Here is a 16,948-nt window from a genome sequence, read left to right on the forward strand (position 1 = left end):
CTTCTCTCGGTCTCGATGGGGGTAGCGACTACCAGCGGTAGTGCGCGAAGGCCTTGTTGGACTCGGCCATCTTGTGGGTGTCCTCACGCTTCTTGACCGAAGCGCCGAGGCCGTTGGAGGCGTCGAGCAGTTCGTTCATGAGGCGCTCGGTCATGGTCTTCTCGCGGCGGGCGCGGGAGTAGCCGACGAGCCAGCGCAGAGCGAGGGTGGAGGCGCGACCGGGCTTGACCTCGATCGGCACCTGGTAGGTGGCGCCACCGACACGGCGGGACTTGACCTCGAGCGAGGGCTTGACGTTCTCAAGCGCGCGCTTCAGCGTGATGACCGGGTCGTTGCCGGTCTTCTCGCGGAGGCCTTCCATGGCGCCGTACACGATCCGCTCGGCGGTGGAACGCTTGCCGTCGAGGAGGATCTTGTTGATCAGCGAGGTGACAAGAGGAGAGCTGTAGACCGGGTCGATGATGACCGGGCGCTTCGGGGCGGGGCCCTTACGAGGCATTCTTACTTCTCCTTCTTGGCGCCGTAGCGGCTGCGGGCCTGCTTGCGGTTCTTGACACCCTGGGTGTCAAGGGAGCCGCGGATGATCTTGTAACGAACACCCGGCAGGTCCTTCACACGGCCACCACGCACGAGCACGATGGAGTGCTCCTGCAGGTTGTGTCCCTCACCCGGGATGTAGGCCGTGACCTCGATGCCGGAGGTCAGACGCACACGCGCGACCTTACGGAGGGCCGAGTTCGGCTTCTTCGGGGTGGTCGTGAACACACGCGTGCAGACGCCACGCCGCTGGGGCGAACCCTCGAGCGCGGGCGTCTTGTTCTTCTCGACCTTGTCCTGCCGGCCCTTCCGGACCAGCTGCTGGATCGTAGGCACTACTTCTCCGGTTTCTGTGTGCCGTTCGTGAAACTAACCTGGAACATCGCCGACCCACGCGGTCGGGTGTGTCGAATACTGCGGACTTCCACCCCGAGGGCGTCGGTCGGCACAGATTGCGGTGGCTACTGACGGACTCGCGGTGCGGTTGAGGACACGCACCCGAGCCCAGGCACACCCCAGGCACAAGGCTTGAGCGTACCTACCTCACGGAGCTGGGTCAAAACAAATGCTGGTCACGCCGACACGCCGGGGCGTCGGAGCCCGCCGACGGGAGGGCCGCGACGGGCCCGGCCGCGCACACCGGCCGCTCTCCCCCAGGGTTTCGCCGTGTTTCACGGGGTTTTTTCGTGTTTCGTAAGGTTTCTTCGTGTACGGGGCTCCTTTTCCGGACACGGACGCAGACCCCGGGAGCGTTCCTCCCGTACGTGTGTCACGTACGGGAAGAACGGTCCCGTACGTACCCCCTCAGCGGGTCAGGTCGTCCGGGGCCACGCCTTTCCCTTCCTCCTCCCGCCGCCGCAGCCTCGGCGTCGGGAGCGTGGGAATGGTCGGAACGCGGGAGCTGCGGCTCTTGCGCACGAGTGCGGGTTCGGGCCCGGTCGCGGTGCGCGGCGGCCGGGGCGGCCGGTCCGTCCGCTCATCGGTCTCGGGGCGGTCGCGGCGGCGCCCGGCGCCGGTACTGCGACCTCGTTCAGCCGTCCCGTCCGGCCGGGAGGCGCCGCGGGCCGCCCCCTCCCCCTCCCCGGCCCCGCCCTCCTGCCGCCGGAGCTCGTCGCCGCGCTCTTCCTGCCGGAAGGGGATCACCGCGGCCTGCCCCGGCGTACGCGTGGACTCCACCAGCCTCAGGGTTCGCCGGCTCGCGGCCCGCGCCGCCTCGACAGCGGGCTCGTAGTGGGCGGCGGCGTCGCGCCAGCCGTGGGAGTAGGCCAGCATCTCGCGCCGCTCCAGCTCCGCACGCAGGAGAACGACGACCTCGTGGGGTTCGTGGCCGTCGAGGAGAACGCCCAGTTCGGCCAGGAGCGCCGCGTACGTCTCCGGCACCGGTGTCCCGGCGCGCGGGGCGGGTGGTTCGGGGGCGTCGCCTGCGGTCCGGGAGCACCCTTCCCGCTCGACCATGCGCCCCCCTGCTTACCGCCCGTTACCGCCTGCGCGGCTCGCCCGCGCCGGGCGAGCACCCGACCGTTCCCGCCGGTCGGGCGCTCTCGCTCCGCGCGGCGCGCCCGGCGGGACGCGTCCACGCACTGTCGTCCATGAACCTGCGGCGTCGTTCGCACCTGCGCTGGGGCGGGGGGACAGGCCGGAACAGCTTACGGGGCAGGCCGGGAGGCCGGTCTCCCGGCCCGGCACACGATCGAATCGCCCGTGGGCCCCGACGTCCGGAGCCGCGCGGAGTGCCGGCGGGGCCGGACGCGCCGGCAGAAGGGGCCCGGTGCCGGTCCGGCCCGACAGCGGAAGGGGCGGGGCGGGGACGATCGTCGCCCGTTCGCCCGTCAGTCGGAGGCGAGGGGTACGCGCCGCCGCCCGGCCTCGACCGCCGGAGCGGGCAGGAACTGACCGGCGACCCGGACGAACATCTCACGCTGGTCCGCCGGTACGCCCAGCGCGACGGCGGCTTCCTCAAGGGTGAGCGGACGGCCGTCCGCCGAGGGCGCTCCCGTCGGCACGGACGGGAGCGGCAGGTCCTCCTCGGTGAGGCGGCCGGAGCGGATGAGCATGTCGCGCACCGGGACCTGGAGCACCTGGGCGAGACGCCGGGTGGTCTCCAGGTCGGGCATGCTCTGGCGCTGGAGGAGGCGGGTGATGGCGGCCCGGTGGACCCCGGCCTCGTCGGCGAGGCGGGACTTGCCGCCGCCGCGTGGACTGTCGATGTCGAAGCCGCGCCGACGGATCAGTTCCTCGATCCAGGTCGCGAAGCTGTCGAGTTCGCCCGTGGTCATGGGGCACTCGCCTCCCTCCGAAGCACGTTCACACTATCGCGCTTGCGCGCAAGGAATTACACCTCCGCACATACCGTTTGGGCAGATTCTGTGGAGATAAAGGCCCGGTAGGCTGTCAAACAGTCTTGCGCGCGAGCGCGCAACATGCCAGTGTGCGGACTCGCAACACCCTGTGCGGGGAGAAGGGGATCGCCATGACTGCACCGAACACATCCACACCGACCACATCCACACCGACCACGCGACAGTCGGCCGGAGCACGGGCCACCGCCCGGAAGCCCGGCCGCGAAAGCCTCAGGACCACGGACTCCGCGGTCGCGGACGCCTCCGCGAGCGACGCTTCCACGGCAGGCACCTCCGGGGCGGACGCCTCCGCGGCGGACGCCACGGTCGCGGACGCCATGCTCTGGATCGAGCTGCTGCTGTGTCAGTTCCCGGAGCTGCTTGTCGAACTCGCCCCCTCCTACCGCTCCCCCTCGGCCCCGCCGGCCATCCCGTCCGGCTCCCCCACCACCCCGGCCGGCCCGACCCGCGCCGAGCGCGAGGAGGCCCTGCGTACCGAGCAGGCGCACGGGCTCACCCCGTCCGGCTCGCGTACCTCCCCCGTGCGACTCCACATCTCCGACGCCGTACGGGACATCACGGATGGCGTGATCGAGCTCGACGAGGCCGTGCACGACCGGCTCCGGCTTCCGCGCCCCCGTCGCGACCGGGTCACCGGACGACTGCTGCGCATCGCGGGGCTGCTCGACCGGACCGCCGACGACGACGTACTCCTCGCACACATCCGGGACGAGGCCCGCCGGATGGCGCGGCGCTGCACCCGGGCGCTGGGCGGCGCCGAACCGGTGGTGCGGGTGAGCGGGCGCTGCCCGTGGTGCGACTCGGTCTCGTTGCGGGCCTTCCCCGCCCGCCGGGCGGTGCTCTGCGTCAACCCGGCCTGCCGCTGCGCGGACCGCGCCTGCGACTGCCGTACGGATCCGGCGCACCGGCACGCGTGGAGCGAGGGTGCGTGGACACGGCTCGCGGCCGAGTCCGGCGGCGACCTCGCCGAACTCACCGCCTCGGCGGAGGACACCGCGCGCCGGGAGGGACGGCGATGACGGCCGCGACCCTGGTGACCGGTGCTCTCGCCGCACACGAGGCGGGCGTGCGCCCCGCGACGATCCGCAAGTGGGTCCAGTTGGGCCACCTCAGCCCCGCCGGCCGGGAGGGCCGTGCGCACGTGTTCCGTCTGGAGGACGTCTTCGCGGCGGAGCGGGCGGCCCGGCGGAAGGCTCCCGAAGCGCGCTGAGGGACACGGCCGGAGAGGGATGGCAAGGACAACAGATACGCAGGAAGGGGCGGCCCGTTCGGGCCGCCCCTTCCTGCGTGTCCCCCGCCTACTTCTCGGGCGTGGACGACATGCGGAGCACCTGGGCCCCGCCCTCCGCACCTCCGGACGCCAGCGCGATCGCCTCGCTCCAGCCGCTGCGGAACCCCCGCGTCTCCGCCTCGACGGCGACGCGGGCACCGACCTTGCCGACGACGGCGGTAAGCGTGTGGGCGACCTCCGCGGTGTACGTGCCCGACTCCCCCGACTCCGCGGCCACTTCCACCGCGGCGGCCACGACATCGGCCAGCCGCTCCTGGGCACTGATCACCGGCTCACTCCCGTCCACCCGCTCCCCGTTCCCTCGTTTCCCACACGCCTCGTCAGGACGCTCTCCCCTTCAGGATCGCCACCTCTCGAATACTTGTTCGATAGCCGCAGACTAACGCACCCTCGGCGGCGATGCGGGGAGGCGGGAACGGGTCTCGGCCACGTGTCCGCCGGGTGCGACCGCCCCTGGGCCCACTCCTCAGTAATTGCACTCCCGCACACGTAGTTGCGTGCGCGCACGATCTGAGTCACAATAAGTGCAGCGGCGGAGCTGCGCCCACCCTCCGGGCGCGGCTCCGCCGTCCGCGTCCCCGTCCCTTCCCCACCCTCGACGAACAGGAGTGATCGCCCTGTCATGACCTCACCTCCGAGTACCTTCCCCGACGTGGAGGCCATCGTCGTGGAGCTCCTCTCCGACCGCCCGGATCTCGCGGACGCGGTCGTGGACGAGACCACGCCGCCGGGCTTCGACGGCACCCAGCAGGCGGTGATCGTCTCCCGCCGCGGTGGCGCCTGGGTCGACGACCTCCACCTCGACCAGCCGCTCGTCGAGCTGGAGGCCTACGGGCCGGACAAGGCGACGGCGCACCGCCTGGCGAACGCCGCCCGCGCCGAGCTGCTGTCGGCGGCCGGACGGACGTACGGAACGAGCCTCGTGATCACCGATGTGGTCGAGGCCGATGGTCCGCGCTGGCTGCCCGAGTTCCTCCACCCCGCGGCCAACCGCTACGTCTGCGTCCTGCGCGTGTCGCTGCGCATCGGCTGAACCGCCGGCACCCGCCCGGCGGCCGTCCACGCACCACCCGTACCGACCCGGCGCCTCCGAGCGCCCCACAGACAGGGCCCCGTCACCGGCGGGGCCTTCGCCGTACCCACGGCAGGCACCACCACCACCACCCACGGAAACCACTGAAGGAGCCATTCATGGCAGGCAACAACGCGTCCGAGATCCGCGTGGCCGGAACCGGCCGCATCCTCATCGCGGACGTCAACGCCCCTCTCCCCGACGTCTTCTCCGACGACCCGTCGGCCGACTGGGGCGCGGGGTGGACCGACCTCGGCTACACCTCGACGGACGGAGTGGCCTTCTCCAAGAAGGACAAGCTGGACCCGGTCGAGACGTGGCAGTCGATCAGCCCGGCCCGGTTCGTCTACGCGGACCGTGACCTGACGCTGAAGTTCTCCATGCTGCAGTTCAACGAGGACACGCTGCCCTTCTTCCTGGGCGGCGCGGCGGCGGACATCCGCCGGGACGCCACCAAGCCGGACATCGTCCAGTTCGACGTTCCGGACGGCCCGACCTTCGACGAGCGCGCCCTCGGCCTGGAGTTCACCGACGGCACGGCGGTCACCTACCGCTTCGTCATCCCGCGCGGCCAGGTCACCGCCACCGACGACATCAAGCTCGCCCGCAAGGCCGCCGCGATGCTCGGTGTCACCTTCACCGCGCTCTCCCCGGGCGACGGCCAGGCACTCGCCACCTTCGTCATGAAGGACGCCGCCTACAAGGTGCCGACCGGCGCCTGATCCCCCGCCGGGCGGGTCCGGAACGTTCCGGACCCGCCCGGCACCCCCGGGGCCCGTAACCGCCCCGGCCCACGCCACCTCTGCCCTGCTCTGCGTAAGGAGACCCACCACCCATGGCTTCGTTCGACGTCAACGCAGCACGCGCCCAGCGCCTGGAAGCGCTCGGCCGCTCCTGGTCCTTCGACCTGGACGACGACACCTTCGAACTGCCCACCGAGCTGGGCCGCGCCACGGCCAAGGCGCTCCGCGGCCTCGACGACAACGACGTCGACGGCCTGCTGAAGCTCCTGCTGGGCGAGGAGCAGTTCGCGCGCTTCGAGCGCCACGACATCACCATGCAGGACATCGCCGCGATCCTGGAGGCGTACGGCAAGGAGACCGGGCTCGGCCTGGGGGAAGGCTGAGCCTCGACGCGTTCGCCGAAGAACACGCCGAGGCCCTGGAAGCCGACCTGCTGCGGCACTACGGCGTGGACCTGCTCGACTGGCACCGCGGCCGGCTCTCCTCCCGCCGGCTCGCGGTGCTGGTCAAGCACCTGCCACGCGACAGCGCCACCACCCAGCAACTCCACGGCGAGAGCGCCGAATGGACCGTCACCGACTACCTGCTCGCCGCCGTCGTCGACCATCTCGCGGCCGCCAACTGGATGTTCGCCTCGGTCAACACCGACGAGGACTCCGACCCTCCGGAGCTGCCCGTGCCGGTGCCGAGGCCGGGGGACGTGGCCGCCCCTGACGAGCCCCCGGAGCCGCCGGAGGCGCCCAGCCCGAGCGATCTGGCGCGCTTCTTCTCCTGAGCGGGGCGCCCCGTCACAGCACCGGATCACCAGCGCGATCACGGATACGACCACCAGGCCGACGCACCCGCCGACCTCGCAGTAACGAGGCGTCCAGATCGTGTTGATTGCGCCCTGGGAACGGTGAACTCCAGCCGGTAGCTCTTTCCGACCGTGCCCGGAAACGACCAGGATAAATAACACGCCGCTCAGCATTTGCGTGCTCCGCAGGGCGTCGGACCGGAGCACCAAGAGTACAGAATGAGCTTATGCGTTTGGCGGACAAGTTCCATGCGAACGCGAACGCGAATAGCATTCACCCGCGACAGCAACACGGAAAGCGCGACGGGCGAGGTACTGGGCGAACACGCCGCCCCCGAAACCTACAGGTCCGCGCGAACACTCAGATCGTCAAGTGCGCCCTGTGCGCCCTGGCCCGGTTCGCGGCCGGCGAGCGCGGACTGTTCGCGTGGCAGGTTATTCGGAAACGCGGTCTACCACATGCCGCTCCCCAGGAACCAGACAAGTGTGAGTCCGATCCCGCAGAGCAATCCGCCGAGGGGATAGGAACCGATTCTCCGCTTCTGATCGTTCACGATCGGAGTCGCAGCATGCAGAGGGTCATAAAGAACAGGTGCGGATTGACCTACCTCCACCAGCACCAAACTGGTCGGTGCAGACCAGGCCATGAGCTGACGTCCCTCCTCGTCCGCATAGCGGACACCGCTGGAAACCATTCCGCCCGATGTCCAGCGCAGCCGCTCGCAGACCCCCGTCACCCTGCACCCTCTACCGCTTGAGTAAAAACGATTCTGCCGAAACCGCAAGTGTATGAGGCGCAATCCTAGAGCCATAGGGGCGAGCCCAGCCATGAGGACGAATAGCGTCACTGGATTGATATTCACGCCGCAGACAGTACCACCGGCGCGGACCCCGCCGACCGACTCCCCGGCCGCATGCCGAAAGGGGCAGAACCGTTGAGCAACGACGAGGACACGCAACGCCTCAGTAAGGCGATCGAAGACATACTGACGCTCACCGAAGACCTGAGTGCCGCGCGCAACAGAATTCGGTCACTGGAGAATGACAACGCACACGAACGAATCACTGCACTTGAGGATCCGCCCCCTGCCCCTAGAGATGTATCCAAGATACTGATCGACGAAAGCGCGGGAAAGGAATGGGCGGACGAACACGCGGCCATAGCGGATCAGCAGCTCTACTGGAGCACTCAGGCCATCAAGTTCGACCCCAGCATCCTCACTGTCGCTCCGGATCTTCTGGAAATCACGCCTACGGGTATCGAGATCCTCGGCGTCAACATCACTCCGGGATGGAAGAACGCGGTCGAAGGTTTCATAAGCGGCCTGCTTCCGTGGGACGCGGGAGGTAACGGTTCGCCAGCTCCGGGAAATTCTCCGGACGGTGGCCGATCCGCCGAGAACGAGCTGGGAAACCTGCGCGAGCGACAGCAGGAGATCGATGACAGGACGACAGCCAATACCCGGCAGCTCCGTCGCCACGAAAGTGCCATCAAGGACCTTGCACGGGGTCAGCGACACACGTCGGCCGCCGCCCGGACTGACGTCTCCGCCCGCGCCGGCAGGGCTGAGCGAAGCGCGCGTTTCAGTCCGGTGAGGCGGCAGGCTCATGCGGCCGAAGCTCGCGAACTGCGCCAGGCGGAACGAGATCTGCAAGCCGTTCAGCGGAGGGCCGCGGAGCTGGAGAACACGCTCGGCTGAGAGTTGCGGGCGCGTAGGAGGGGGGAACGGCCTCGATCAGACATCGAACCGGATTTCTTCTCTCCGATCGAAAACCATGCAGAAACCGACCGGCACCGCAGCCGGAGCGACATCCGGGCCCTCGTTCGAGAGCCATCGCGAGCAGTCGACGGGCGTCCCCCGGAAGACTGCCGCCCCGGACCGGGGCCGTCGCACCAAGGATGGGAATCAACGTGTCTCTTGTACGGTCCCTGGGAAGAGCTTCGAGTTCCCTGCGGGGATTCACATCAGGAATGTCCTCGGCAGGCCGTGCCGCCGACGGACTCAAGCAGAAGGCGAGTACCGGCTCCCGGGAACTGGGGAAGATCCGCACCTCCGCCCAGGCATCCGCCCGCGAACTGACCAAGGTCCAGAAGGCCGCCGACAAGGCCGAGCGCTCGATGGCCAAGGCCGGCCGCACCGCCAAGAAGAGCGGGCCCCAGGTCGGGACCTTCAAGTCCGGTGCCGACAAGGCGTCCAAGGGCATGAAGGGGCTCAACAAGTCGATGAAGGGCAACCTCATCGGCCAGTTGTTCTCCCTGCTCGCCCCGCTCGTCGAGAAGGTGGTCGAGATGGCCACCCGCTCGAAGACCATGCAGAAGGTCCTCAAGGCCGCCTTCGCCGCGATCAAGAAGGTCATCAGCTCGGTCATGAAGGTCGTCGGGCCGATCATGAAGAAGGCCGGCGCGCTGATCAAGAAGGTCTGGGACGGCATCAAGAAGGCGATCACCGTCGTCATCAAGGCCGTCGCCAAGGTCATCACGACCTACTTCAACGCCTGGAAGAAGATCATCACCACGGTGATGAACGCCGTCAGGAAGGTCATCTCCAGCGTCTGGAACGGCATCCGGAAGATCATCACCCCCGTCGTCAACTGGATACGCAACGTCATCCCCCAGGCCTTCAGCCGCGTCAAGGAGAGGCTGTCCAGCATCTGGGGCGGACTGAAGGGCATCGCGAGCCGCGCCTTCAGCAGCATCAAGGGGGCGGTCAAGGGCCCCGTCAACGCCGTCATCAGGCTCATCAACTCCGCGATCGGCAAGCTCAACCGCATCAAGGTGTCGATCCCCGGCTGGGTCCCCGGCGTCGGCGGGAAGACCTTCGGCATCAGCCTGCCGAAGATCCCGCAACTGGCGGCCGGCGGCATCGTGGCCCCGCGCAACGGCGGCGTCCACGCCATCGTCGCCGAGGCCGGTGAGGCCGAGGCCGTGCTGCCGCTGTCCAAGCTGGACCGGCTGCTGCGGCACACCGCCCGCCGGGCCAAGGCCGACTCGGTCAACGCCACGGCCGGCGCGATGGCCGGCTTCCAGATCGAGAACTACTACGAGGCGTCCTCCGCCGACCTCCAGGAGACCGCCACCGCCCTGCTGTTCCTGTCCAAGGCCCGCGGATGAGCGCCGCGGCCCTCCGGGCCGGCGCGGACCCGCTCGCGAGGGTCGCCGGAGCCCTGAACACCTTTCGCACCAGGCTCACCGCGGCCGGACGGTCCGTCGGCTCCGCCGCGCGAACCCTGGGGCAGGCAGCGACGGCGGCCGGCCGGATCAAGGGCACCGCCGCCTCCGCGAGCACCCAGCTCCGGCAGATGAAGACCGGGGCGGACGCGGCCGGCAGGTCCCTCACGAAGACGGGCCGGACAGCCGGCCGTACGGCGACCCAGCTCCGTACCGGCAGCGCCAAGGCCCGCCCCGCCGTCGCGCCCCTGAACTCGATCGCCACCGAGGGAGCCGTGTTCAGCGGAGCCGTCGGCGTCCTGGGCAAGGGCTCGGGCACGGTCTCCAAGCTCATGGGCTTCTTCGGCGGCGCGCTCACCGTCGCCTCCGGCGCGATGACCGCCGTCAACGTCGCCATGCGCGCGAACCCCTTCGGGTTCGTCCTCGGCCTGGTCACTCCGCTGATCGGCTTCCTGATCGAGTACGCGCTCAACTCGCAGGCCGGGCAGAAGATCATGCAGCAGGTCTTCGACCAGGTCCGCAAGGTGTTCCAGACGATCTGGAAATTTCTCGGCCCGGTCCTCAAGGCGTACGCCACCGTGATCTCGGCCTACTTCAAGGCAGCCATCAAGGTCATCACCACGGTCCTGTCCGTCGTCGGTCCGCTCCTCTCCAAGGGCTTCCACTCCACCCGGAGCGCCGTCACCTCCGCCACCCGCGCCCTCTCCGGCCTCGTCCGCCGTGCCTGGAGCGGTTTCAGCGCCGTGATCCGGCCCGTCCTGAGCTGGATCACGCAGAAGATCCCCAGCATGTTCACCCGGGTGAGGAGCGCCCTGTCCCGGACTCTGAGCGGCATGGGCCGCTTCATCAGCACCGGCATGCAGGGCGTCATGGCTGCCGTCACCGGGCCCGTCAAAGCACTGATCTCCTTCGCCAACTGGGTCATCGACGGCCTCAACAAACTGAGCTTCAGCTTCTTCGGGAAGAAGTTCGGCGTCGACCTGCCCAAGATCCCCCAGCTCGCCGAGGGCGGCATCGTCCGGCCCGCCGGTCCGGACGATGCCGCATCCGCCGTGCTGCCGCTCTCCTCGCTCAGCCGGCTGCGCCCCGCCGAGACGGAACCGCGCACGGCCGGCCCCGCCCGCCCCACGGACCGCACCCGGCTGCACACGTACCACGCGGCCGAGGGCAACGGCCCGCTCGCCGTCGCCGACGACCTGCTGTTCCTCCACGGGGCGGCGGCGTGAACACCCACCCGCCCCACGACTGAAGCGAGGTGACGGCCCGCATGGCCGAGACCACAACCACATATCCCCACGAGACCCACGAGACCGCACCCGGCTCACTGATCACCCGCGACGGGCAGATCCAGTGGGCCGGACTGCTGATGGGCCCCGGAACGCCGTACGAGATCGACCGCACCGGCATCACCGGCTGGGACGATCTCCCGGTCCTGGACACCGGCGACGTCTCCCGCCCCGACCAGCACGGCGCCTGGCCCGGCGCCCGCTGGGCCCAGCCCCGCATCGTCGGGGCCTCCCTCTGGCTGCTGCCCCGCAAGGCCGAACAGTCCCTCGGCGTCCTCTCCGCCTTCCGCACGGCCACCGGAGCCGACGGCGGCGAACGCTGGCTGGCCGTACGGCTGCACGGCCAGACGCTCGCCGTCCGGGCACGGGTGAGCCGCCGCGTCGTACCGCAGGACCGGTCCTTCGTCGTGCACGGCACGTCCAAGACCAGCATCCAGTGGACCGCGACGGACCCGCGCCGCTTCGGAGCGGTACTGCGCGAGACCCGGACATCCCTGCCCGTGCAGGAACCGGGCCTGGACTGGCCCGCCGAACCCGGTGCCACCGGCCTGGGGCTCCAGTGGCCGCTGGAGTGGGGCAGGACCGGCACCGCGGGCACCTGCACCGCGGTCAACGACGGCGGAGCGGCGGCCCTCCCTGTCGTCGAGTTCCGGGGGCCGCTCCGACGGCCCACGCTGACCCGGCTCCGTGACGGCAGGCAACTCCAGTACGACATCGTGCTCGGCCCCCAGGACGTCCTGAGCATCGACACCGAAGCGGGCACCGTGCTGCTCAACGGCACCGCCTCCCGGCTCTACACCGCGACCCCCTCCTCCGCCCCCGAGCAGCTGTTCCACCTGCCGCCCGGCGCCACGGAGCTGGCCTTCCGGGCCGAGGACGCCACACCCGACCCGCGGGCATCGGTCACCCTGCGCTGGCGCGACGCCCACTGGTGACCCTCCCGCGGCACCCGACCGACCCACCACCCCTTCCCAGGAGGACAACATGCCTGTACGCAGTGCCTGGCTCATCAACCGCACCGAGACCGAGAGCGGTCAGAGCCGCGCCGACACCCGGCTCGCCCCGCTCGGCACCATGGCCCCGAACGGAGCGCTGACCGGAGCAAGCGGTGTGATCCCCGGCTCCGTCGGCGGCGAGCACCTGATGTCCGGGCTCTACGTCTTCGGTGAGAGCGCCGGCATGAGGGTGACCGTCGCCCCCGGCCGTGCGGTGATCCAGGGCCAGGAGGCAGCCGGGGCCTACCCGGTCGTCCTCACCGACTACGCGAGCCTCGTGCTCGAGGACGGGAACGCCTCCAACGACCGTATCGACCTCGTCGTGCTGCGCGTCCGCGACGCCCAGCACGACGGCGGCGACCGTACCGAAGCCTCCCTGGAGGTCATCACGGGCGAGGCCAAGGCGACCCCCGAGCAGCCGCAGACCCCGCCGACCTCCCTCCCGCTCGCCCGGATCACGGTGCCCGCCGGGGCCTCCGTCGGCACGGGCGGCATCGTCTGGGAGGAGGCCGTCTACGACCTGCGCGTACCGACCGTGGCGGTCGGCGGCATCCTGGTCGAGTCCTGGAACCGCGACGTCACCGGCGGCTACCCGGGGCAGTACCGCGACTCCTCCGCCGCCCTGCAACGGTGGGACGGGGCACGCTGGGCGAGCTACCCCCGGCAGACCGGAGGCATCGCCCCGCAGGGCGCGCTGGCCGCGGGCGAGTACACCGGCCAGTACCGCGACGAGAACGGGCAGTTGCAGCGCTGGGACGGCACCCTCTGGCGCCCGGCCGTACCGTCCACCGCCTGGGCGCACAACACCGACGGCGGGTACTGCACCGCCACCTCCTGGGTGGAGGCGGTCACCGACACCACCGGCCCCACGGTCACCGCGACCTTCACCGTTCCGGTCACCGGCGCGGTCCTGGTGACCGTCGGCTTCATGGGACACACCGGCGTCGACGGACAGTGGTCCCGCATGGGCGTCAACATCCGCAAGGACGGCGTCCTGGTCCTCGAAGCGAACGACGCCCGCTCGGCGACGGTCGGGTCCAAGGCCATGACCTCGGTATCCGCCACCTTCCGCATCGCGGGACTACAGCCCGGCGCGGTCTACACGGCGGTCTCCGCCTACACCACGTCGGCGACCAGCAACCGGGGCTGGTTCGACAACCGATTCGTCCGCGTCGACCCGCTCGTGTGAGGCAGCCGATGACCGCGTCCGTCACCACACCCGTCTACCGGGCACTCTTCTGCGACCTGCGCACCGACCGACTGCTGGACGTGCTGCCACTCACGGAGACCAAGTTCGACGACTACATAGGCAAGCCCGGCTCGCTCTCCGCCAAGATCCCCCTGCCCTCGGGCGCGCTGGCGGCCCGGGCCCGGGCGGCGCTCCAGCCCGGCCGCACCGCGGTCTGGCTGGAGCGCGACGGTGACATCTGGTGGGGCGGCGTCCTGTGGACCTGCACGCCGGCCGCCGACGAACAGGGCCGGATCACGGTGCAGTTCCAGGCAGGCACGTTCGACTCGTACCTGGACCACCGCATCCTCGCCCACGATCTGGCCGGCACCGGCACGGACCAGTTCGACATCGCCCGCACCCTGATCGCCCACGCGCAGGAGCAGTCCGGCGGCGACATCGGCATCGAGCCGGGCCACGGCCGCTCCGGGGTGGTCCGGGACTACGCCTACGCCTACACCGCACTGGCCCGCGTCCGGGAACTGCTCCACAACCTCGGCCAGCTGAGCGACGGCTTCGAGTGGCGCGTCCACTGCTACCGGGACGCCGAGGGCCGCCGGATCAAACGGCTCCAGCTCGGCCACCCGCGGATCCGAACGGGCCGCACGGACATCGTGCTCAACCATCCCGGCCAGGTCCTCGCCTACAGCCTGCCGACGGACTCCACCGTGCAGGCGAACGTCTGGGTGGCCCGTGGCGACTCCGTCAACACCGACCAGTCGCAGGACTCCCAGCCGCTCACCGCCCGCGAGGCGGCCCCGGACGACCTGGCCGCGGGCTGGCCCCGCCTGGAGCTGACCTCCGACCACAGCGGCGTCACGGACGAGGAGACCCTGCGCTCGCTGGCCCGTGCCGAACTGGCCCGGCAGAACCGCCCCGAGGTCATCCCGGAGCTGACCGTGCTGCTGGACGGGCAGATCACCCCGGCGCTGCTCGGCGCGCGCATCCGGCTGCGGATCCACGACCTGTGGCACGACGAGGGCCTCGACGCCGCCTACCGGATCGTCGGTATCGCCGTCACCCCGCCCCAACGCACCAAGGCGGAGACCGCCGTCCTCTACCTGGAAGGAGCCTGACCCGTGGCCATCATCCCCACCGATCTCCTCGACCGTATCCGCGCGCTGGAACGCCAGGTCAGGGAGCTGATGGGCAGCGCCAACACCACTCCGGCGCTGAACCGGATCATGGGCGGCGAGGTCGTCATCGGCGACCAGGGCCGGCTGCGCGTGCGCACCTCGGGCGACGAGGACCTGCTCTACCTGGGCCGGGTCCAGCCGGACCGCGGCGAGAACGAACCGCAGCAGGGCTTCGTCGTACGCCGCGACGACGGGTCCCTCGCCCTCACCGTGTGGACGGCGGCCCCGGACACGCTGCCCGTCCAGCCGGTGCAGATCCTCGACCGCCGGGGCAACGTGGTCGTCGCCGACGACGCGATCCGCGGCGGGCTGGCCCGCCCCTACATCCCGTACCCGCTGCCGGGCCCGGCCGACACCGCCCGCTGGGAGTCCACCGGGTCCACGGCCTGGACCACGCTCTACCGGGGCCCCGGCATCGCCCAGCACCCCCGGCTGCACTGCGTGATCGCCGCCGACGGCAGTGCGGGCGCCGAGGTGCGGCTGCTCGTCGACGGCGTCCAGCTCGGCCCGCTCGGCGGGCCGGGGGACGGGCTGGCCTTCGCCGAGCGGCTGCCCGCCGACTTCGGCGCCACGGTCTCCTTCGAGATCCAGGCCCGGGTGGCGACCGCCGGCGACACCCTGCGCTGCCGCCCCCTCGCCCTGTACGGCGTCCAGTCCTGAGCTCCACCGCGCCCCACCTGCCGACCGCAGCGGCCCGTCAACCACCGAAAGGGGCACCCGCGTGCTGCCTGAGAACATCCCCACCGTCACCGTCACCGCCCGCTACATGACCCCCGACGGACGCCCGATGAGCGGAACCGTCGAGTTCCGCCCCCCGGCCCTCCTCACCCACGCCGAGGAGGATCTCTTCCTGGGCGGCCCGACCCGCGCCGCCCTCGACGCCGAGGGCCGCGTCAGCGTCGTCCTGCCCGCAACCGACGCCCCCGGCTGGAACCCGGCGGTCTGGACGTACACCGTCACCGAGAAGCTCGCCGGTCTCGCCCGCGGCGGCCGCACCTACCAGATCGCACTCACGGCCGGGCAGTCGGCGGTGGACCTCGCCGACATCGCCCCGGCCGATCCGGCCGCCCCGCAGTACGTCGCCGTGCCGGGGCCGCCCGGCCCGGCCGGGGAACTGGGCCCGCAGGGCCCGGCGGGACCGGCCGGCGCGGTGCACTCCGTCAACGGGCGCACCGAGGCCGACATCGTGCTGGGCGCCGCGGACGTCTCGGCGCTCGCCGCCGACGCGGCGGGCGCGCCGGGCGGGGTGGCCACCCTCGGCGCCGACGGGCTGGTCACGCCCGCCCAGCTCCCGGCGGGCGGCGGCGCCGTCGCCTCCGTGAACGGGCAGACCGGCGAGGTCCTGCTGACGGCGAGCGACCTGGGGGCCCTGACCCAGGCGGCGGGCGACGCCCGCTACCTGGCGCTCGGCGGCGCGCCCGTCACCTCGGTCAACGGCCTCGTCGGCGGGGTCGTCCTCGGCGCGGCGGACGTCTCGGCCGTGCCGGACGGCCAGGCCGTGCTGCTGGCGGGCGACCAGACCGTCGACGGGGTCAAGACCTTCACCACCCCGCCCGCGACGGTCGCGGCTCCGGTCACCGCCGACCAGCTGACGCGGCGCGGCTACGTCGACGCGGTCGCGGCCTCCGGTACCTGGACCCCCTCGTCGATGGGGTTCAGCGGCTGGGCCTTCGACCCGGCGGCCGGCTCATCGCACTCCGTGCAGTACTGCATCAACGGCTGGGTGTACCTCATCGGAATCCCCCTGCACGCACCCACGACGGTGCGCAACGTCGTGTTCTACGTCGCGGGGTACGCCGGCGGCACCCTGAGCACCTCCTCGTACGCCGGTCTCTACACGGGCGCCGGAGTCCGGGTCGGGGTGACCGCCACCCTCAAGACCGCCATCCCCCAGACCGAGGGCGAGACGGTCGTCTGCCCGCTCACCGCCCCGTTCGAGGCGGCGGCCGGCACCTACTGGGTGGGGCTCGTCGTCAACGGACCGAACCCGACCAACAGCGGACCCGGCTTCCTGCGCGGCGCCAGTGTGGGCGTGGCGCCGGGCGGCAGCGCCAGGATGCCCGGCAAGTTCATCCGCCACGGCCGGCTCAGCACCACCGGCCGGACCTCGCTGCCCACGTCCTTCTCCCCCGGCGACGTGGTGGCCGACTCCAACGCCGTCTGGGCGGCCCTGGCCTCCTGACCGCACACCTTCGGGGGGGGGGGCCCCCCCCCCCCGGGGGGGGGGCGCCCCCCCCCCCCCCCCCCACCCCCCAGAACCCCCCCCCCCCCCCCCCCCCCCCCCCACCCCCCCCCCCCCCCCCCCCCCAGCACCCCCCCCCCCCCCCCCAAAACC

General features: G+C 71.0%; 19 protein-coding genes. 14 read left to right on the plus strand and 5 right to left on the minus strand.

Annotated features, from left to right (window positions below):
* Positions 1-28 precede the first annotated feature (28 nt).
* The 4 genes from rpsG to ACH4KB_RS28040 all read right to left on the minus strand — a co-directional run bounded on the left by rpsG (position 29) and on the right by ACH4KB_RS28040 (position 2,813).
* Positions 29-499: a 30S ribosomal protein S7 gene (rpsG, locus tag ACH4KB_RS28025; RefSeq protein ID WP_003966970.1), complete on the minus strand. Its 471-nt coding sequence runs from the start codon at positions 497-499 to the stop codon at positions 29-31.
* A gap of 2 nt (positions 500-501) precedes the next feature.
* On the minus strand, positions 502-873 hold the full coding sequence (rpsL, locus tag ACH4KB_RS28030) for a 30S ribosomal protein S12 (protein WP_003948652.1): 372 nt from the start codon (positions 871-873) through the stop codon (positions 502-504).
* 468 nt (positions 874-1,341) lie between these two features.
* Entirely contained in the window at positions 1,342-1,992 is a 651-nt protein-coding gene (locus ACH4KB_RS28035) for a hypothetical protein (RefSeq protein ID WP_398068630.1), read from the minus strand.
* 374 nt (positions 1,993-2,366) lie between these two features.
* Positions 2,367-2,813, minus strand: a complete 447-nt coding sequence (locus ACH4KB_RS28040) for a helix-turn-helix domain-containing protein (protein ID WP_398068631.1) — start codon at positions 2,811-2,813, stop codon at positions 2,367-2,369.
* Between the two features lie 194 nt (positions 2,814-3,007).
* On the opposite strand from ACH4KB_RS28040, the gene ACH4KB_RS28045 reads away from it, so the two are divergent.
* Positions 3,008-3,916: a hypothetical protein gene (locus tag ACH4KB_RS28045; protein WP_398068632.1), complete on the plus strand. Its 909-nt coding sequence runs from the start codon at positions 3,008-3,010 to the stop codon at positions 3,914-3,916.
* Entirely contained in the window at positions 3,913-4,107 is a 195-nt protein-coding gene (locus tag ACH4KB_RS28050; protein ID WP_398068633.1) for a hypothetical protein, read from the plus strand. Before ACH4KB_RS28045 ends, ACH4KB_RS28050 begins: the two co-directional genes overlap by 4 nt.
* Before the next feature lie 88 nt (positions 4,108-4,195).
* On the opposite strand, the gene ACH4KB_RS28055 is transcribed toward ACH4KB_RS28050, so the two are convergent.
* The gene (locus tag ACH4KB_RS28055) at positions 4,196-4,456 is read right to left on the minus strand and encodes a hypothetical protein (RefSeq protein WP_398068634.1); all 261 of its coding nucleotides are present in this window, start codon (positions 4,454-4,456) and stop codon (positions 4,196-4,198) included.
* Between the two features lie 354 nt (positions 4,457-4,810).
* Here ACH4KB_RS28055 and ACH4KB_RS28060 point away from each other — a divergent pair, with 354 nt between their 5' ends.
* The 12 genes from ACH4KB_RS28060 to ACH4KB_RS28115 all read left to right on the plus strand — a co-directional run bounded on the left by ACH4KB_RS28060 (position 4,811) and on the right by ACH4KB_RS28115 (position 16,795).
* The gene (locus tag ACH4KB_RS28060; RefSeq protein WP_398068635.1) at positions 4,811-5,221 is read left to right on the plus strand and encodes a hypothetical protein; all 411 of its coding nucleotides are present in this window, start codon (positions 4,811-4,813) and stop codon (positions 5,219-5,221) included.
* Between the two features lie 158 nt (positions 5,222-5,379).
* Entirely contained in the window at positions 5,380-5,982 is a 603-nt protein-coding gene (locus ACH4KB_RS28065) for a phage tail protein (protein ID WP_398068636.1), read from the plus strand.
* 113 nt (positions 5,983-6,095) lie between these two features.
* On the plus strand, positions 6,096-6,386 hold the full coding sequence (locus tag ACH4KB_RS28070) for a hypothetical protein (RefSeq protein WP_097870332.1): 291 nt from the start codon (positions 6,096-6,098) through the stop codon (positions 6,384-6,386).
* Positions 6,387-6,451: 65 nt separating this feature from the next.
* Positions 6,452-6,778: a hypothetical protein gene (locus ACH4KB_RS28075; protein ID WP_398068637.1), complete on the plus strand. Its 327-nt coding sequence runs from the start codon at positions 6,452-6,454 to the stop codon at positions 6,776-6,778.
* Positions 6,779-7,734: 956 nt separating this feature from the next.
* The gene (locus ACH4KB_RS28080; protein ID WP_398068638.1) at positions 7,735-8,499 is read left to right on the plus strand and encodes a hypothetical protein; all 765 of its coding nucleotides are present in this window, start codon (positions 7,735-7,737) and stop codon (positions 8,497-8,499) included.
* Positions 8,500-8,771: 272 nt separating this feature from the next.
* Entirely contained in the window at positions 8,772-9,911 is a 1,140-nt protein-coding gene (locus ACH4KB_RS28085) for a phage tail protein (protein WP_398068639.1), read from the plus strand.
* Positions 9,908-11,194: a tape-measure protein gene (locus ACH4KB_RS28090; protein WP_398068640.1), complete on the plus strand. Its 1,287-nt coding sequence runs from the start codon at positions 9,908-9,910 to the stop codon at positions 11,192-11,194. The genes ACH4KB_RS28085 and ACH4KB_RS28090 overlap by 4 nt, the downstream gene beginning before the upstream one ends.
* Before the next feature lie 41 nt (positions 11,195-11,235).
* Positions 11,236-12,189, plus strand: coding sequence for a phage distal tail protein (locus ACH4KB_RS28095; protein ID WP_398068641.1), 954 nt, complete (start codon positions 11,236-11,238; stop codon positions 12,187-12,189).
* Positions 12,190-12,238: 49 nt separating this feature from the next.
* Positions 12,239-13,438 carry a hypothetical protein gene (locus tag ACH4KB_RS28100; RefSeq protein ID WP_398068642.1) on the plus strand — a complete coding sequence of 400 codons (1,200 nt, stop codon included), beginning with the start codon at positions 12,239-12,241 and terminating at the stop codon, positions 13,436-13,438.
* Between the two features lie 8 nt (positions 13,439-13,446).
* A complete protein-coding gene (locus ACH4KB_RS28105; RefSeq protein WP_398068643.1) occupies positions 13,447-14,553 on the plus strand; it encodes a hypothetical protein in 1,107 nt (368 codons plus the stop codon).
* 3 nt (positions 14,554-14,556) lie between these two features.
* On the plus strand, positions 14,557-15,273 hold the full coding sequence (locus tag ACH4KB_RS28110; RefSeq protein WP_398068644.1) for a hypothetical protein: 717 nt from the start codon (positions 14,557-14,559) through the stop codon (positions 15,271-15,273).
* 61 nt (positions 15,274-15,334) lie between these two features.
* A complete protein-coding gene (locus ACH4KB_RS28115) occupies positions 15,335-16,795 on the plus strand; it encodes a phage tail protein (RefSeq protein ID WP_398068645.1) in 1,461 nt (486 codons plus the stop codon).
* The last annotated feature ends 153 nt before the right edge of the window (positions 16,796-16,948 follow it).

It is taken from the genome of Streptomyces sp. NPDC017520, assembly GCF_044329855.1.
Taxonomy (GTDB): domain Bacteria; phylum Actinomycetota; class Actinomycetes; order Streptomycetales; family Streptomycetaceae; genus Streptomyces.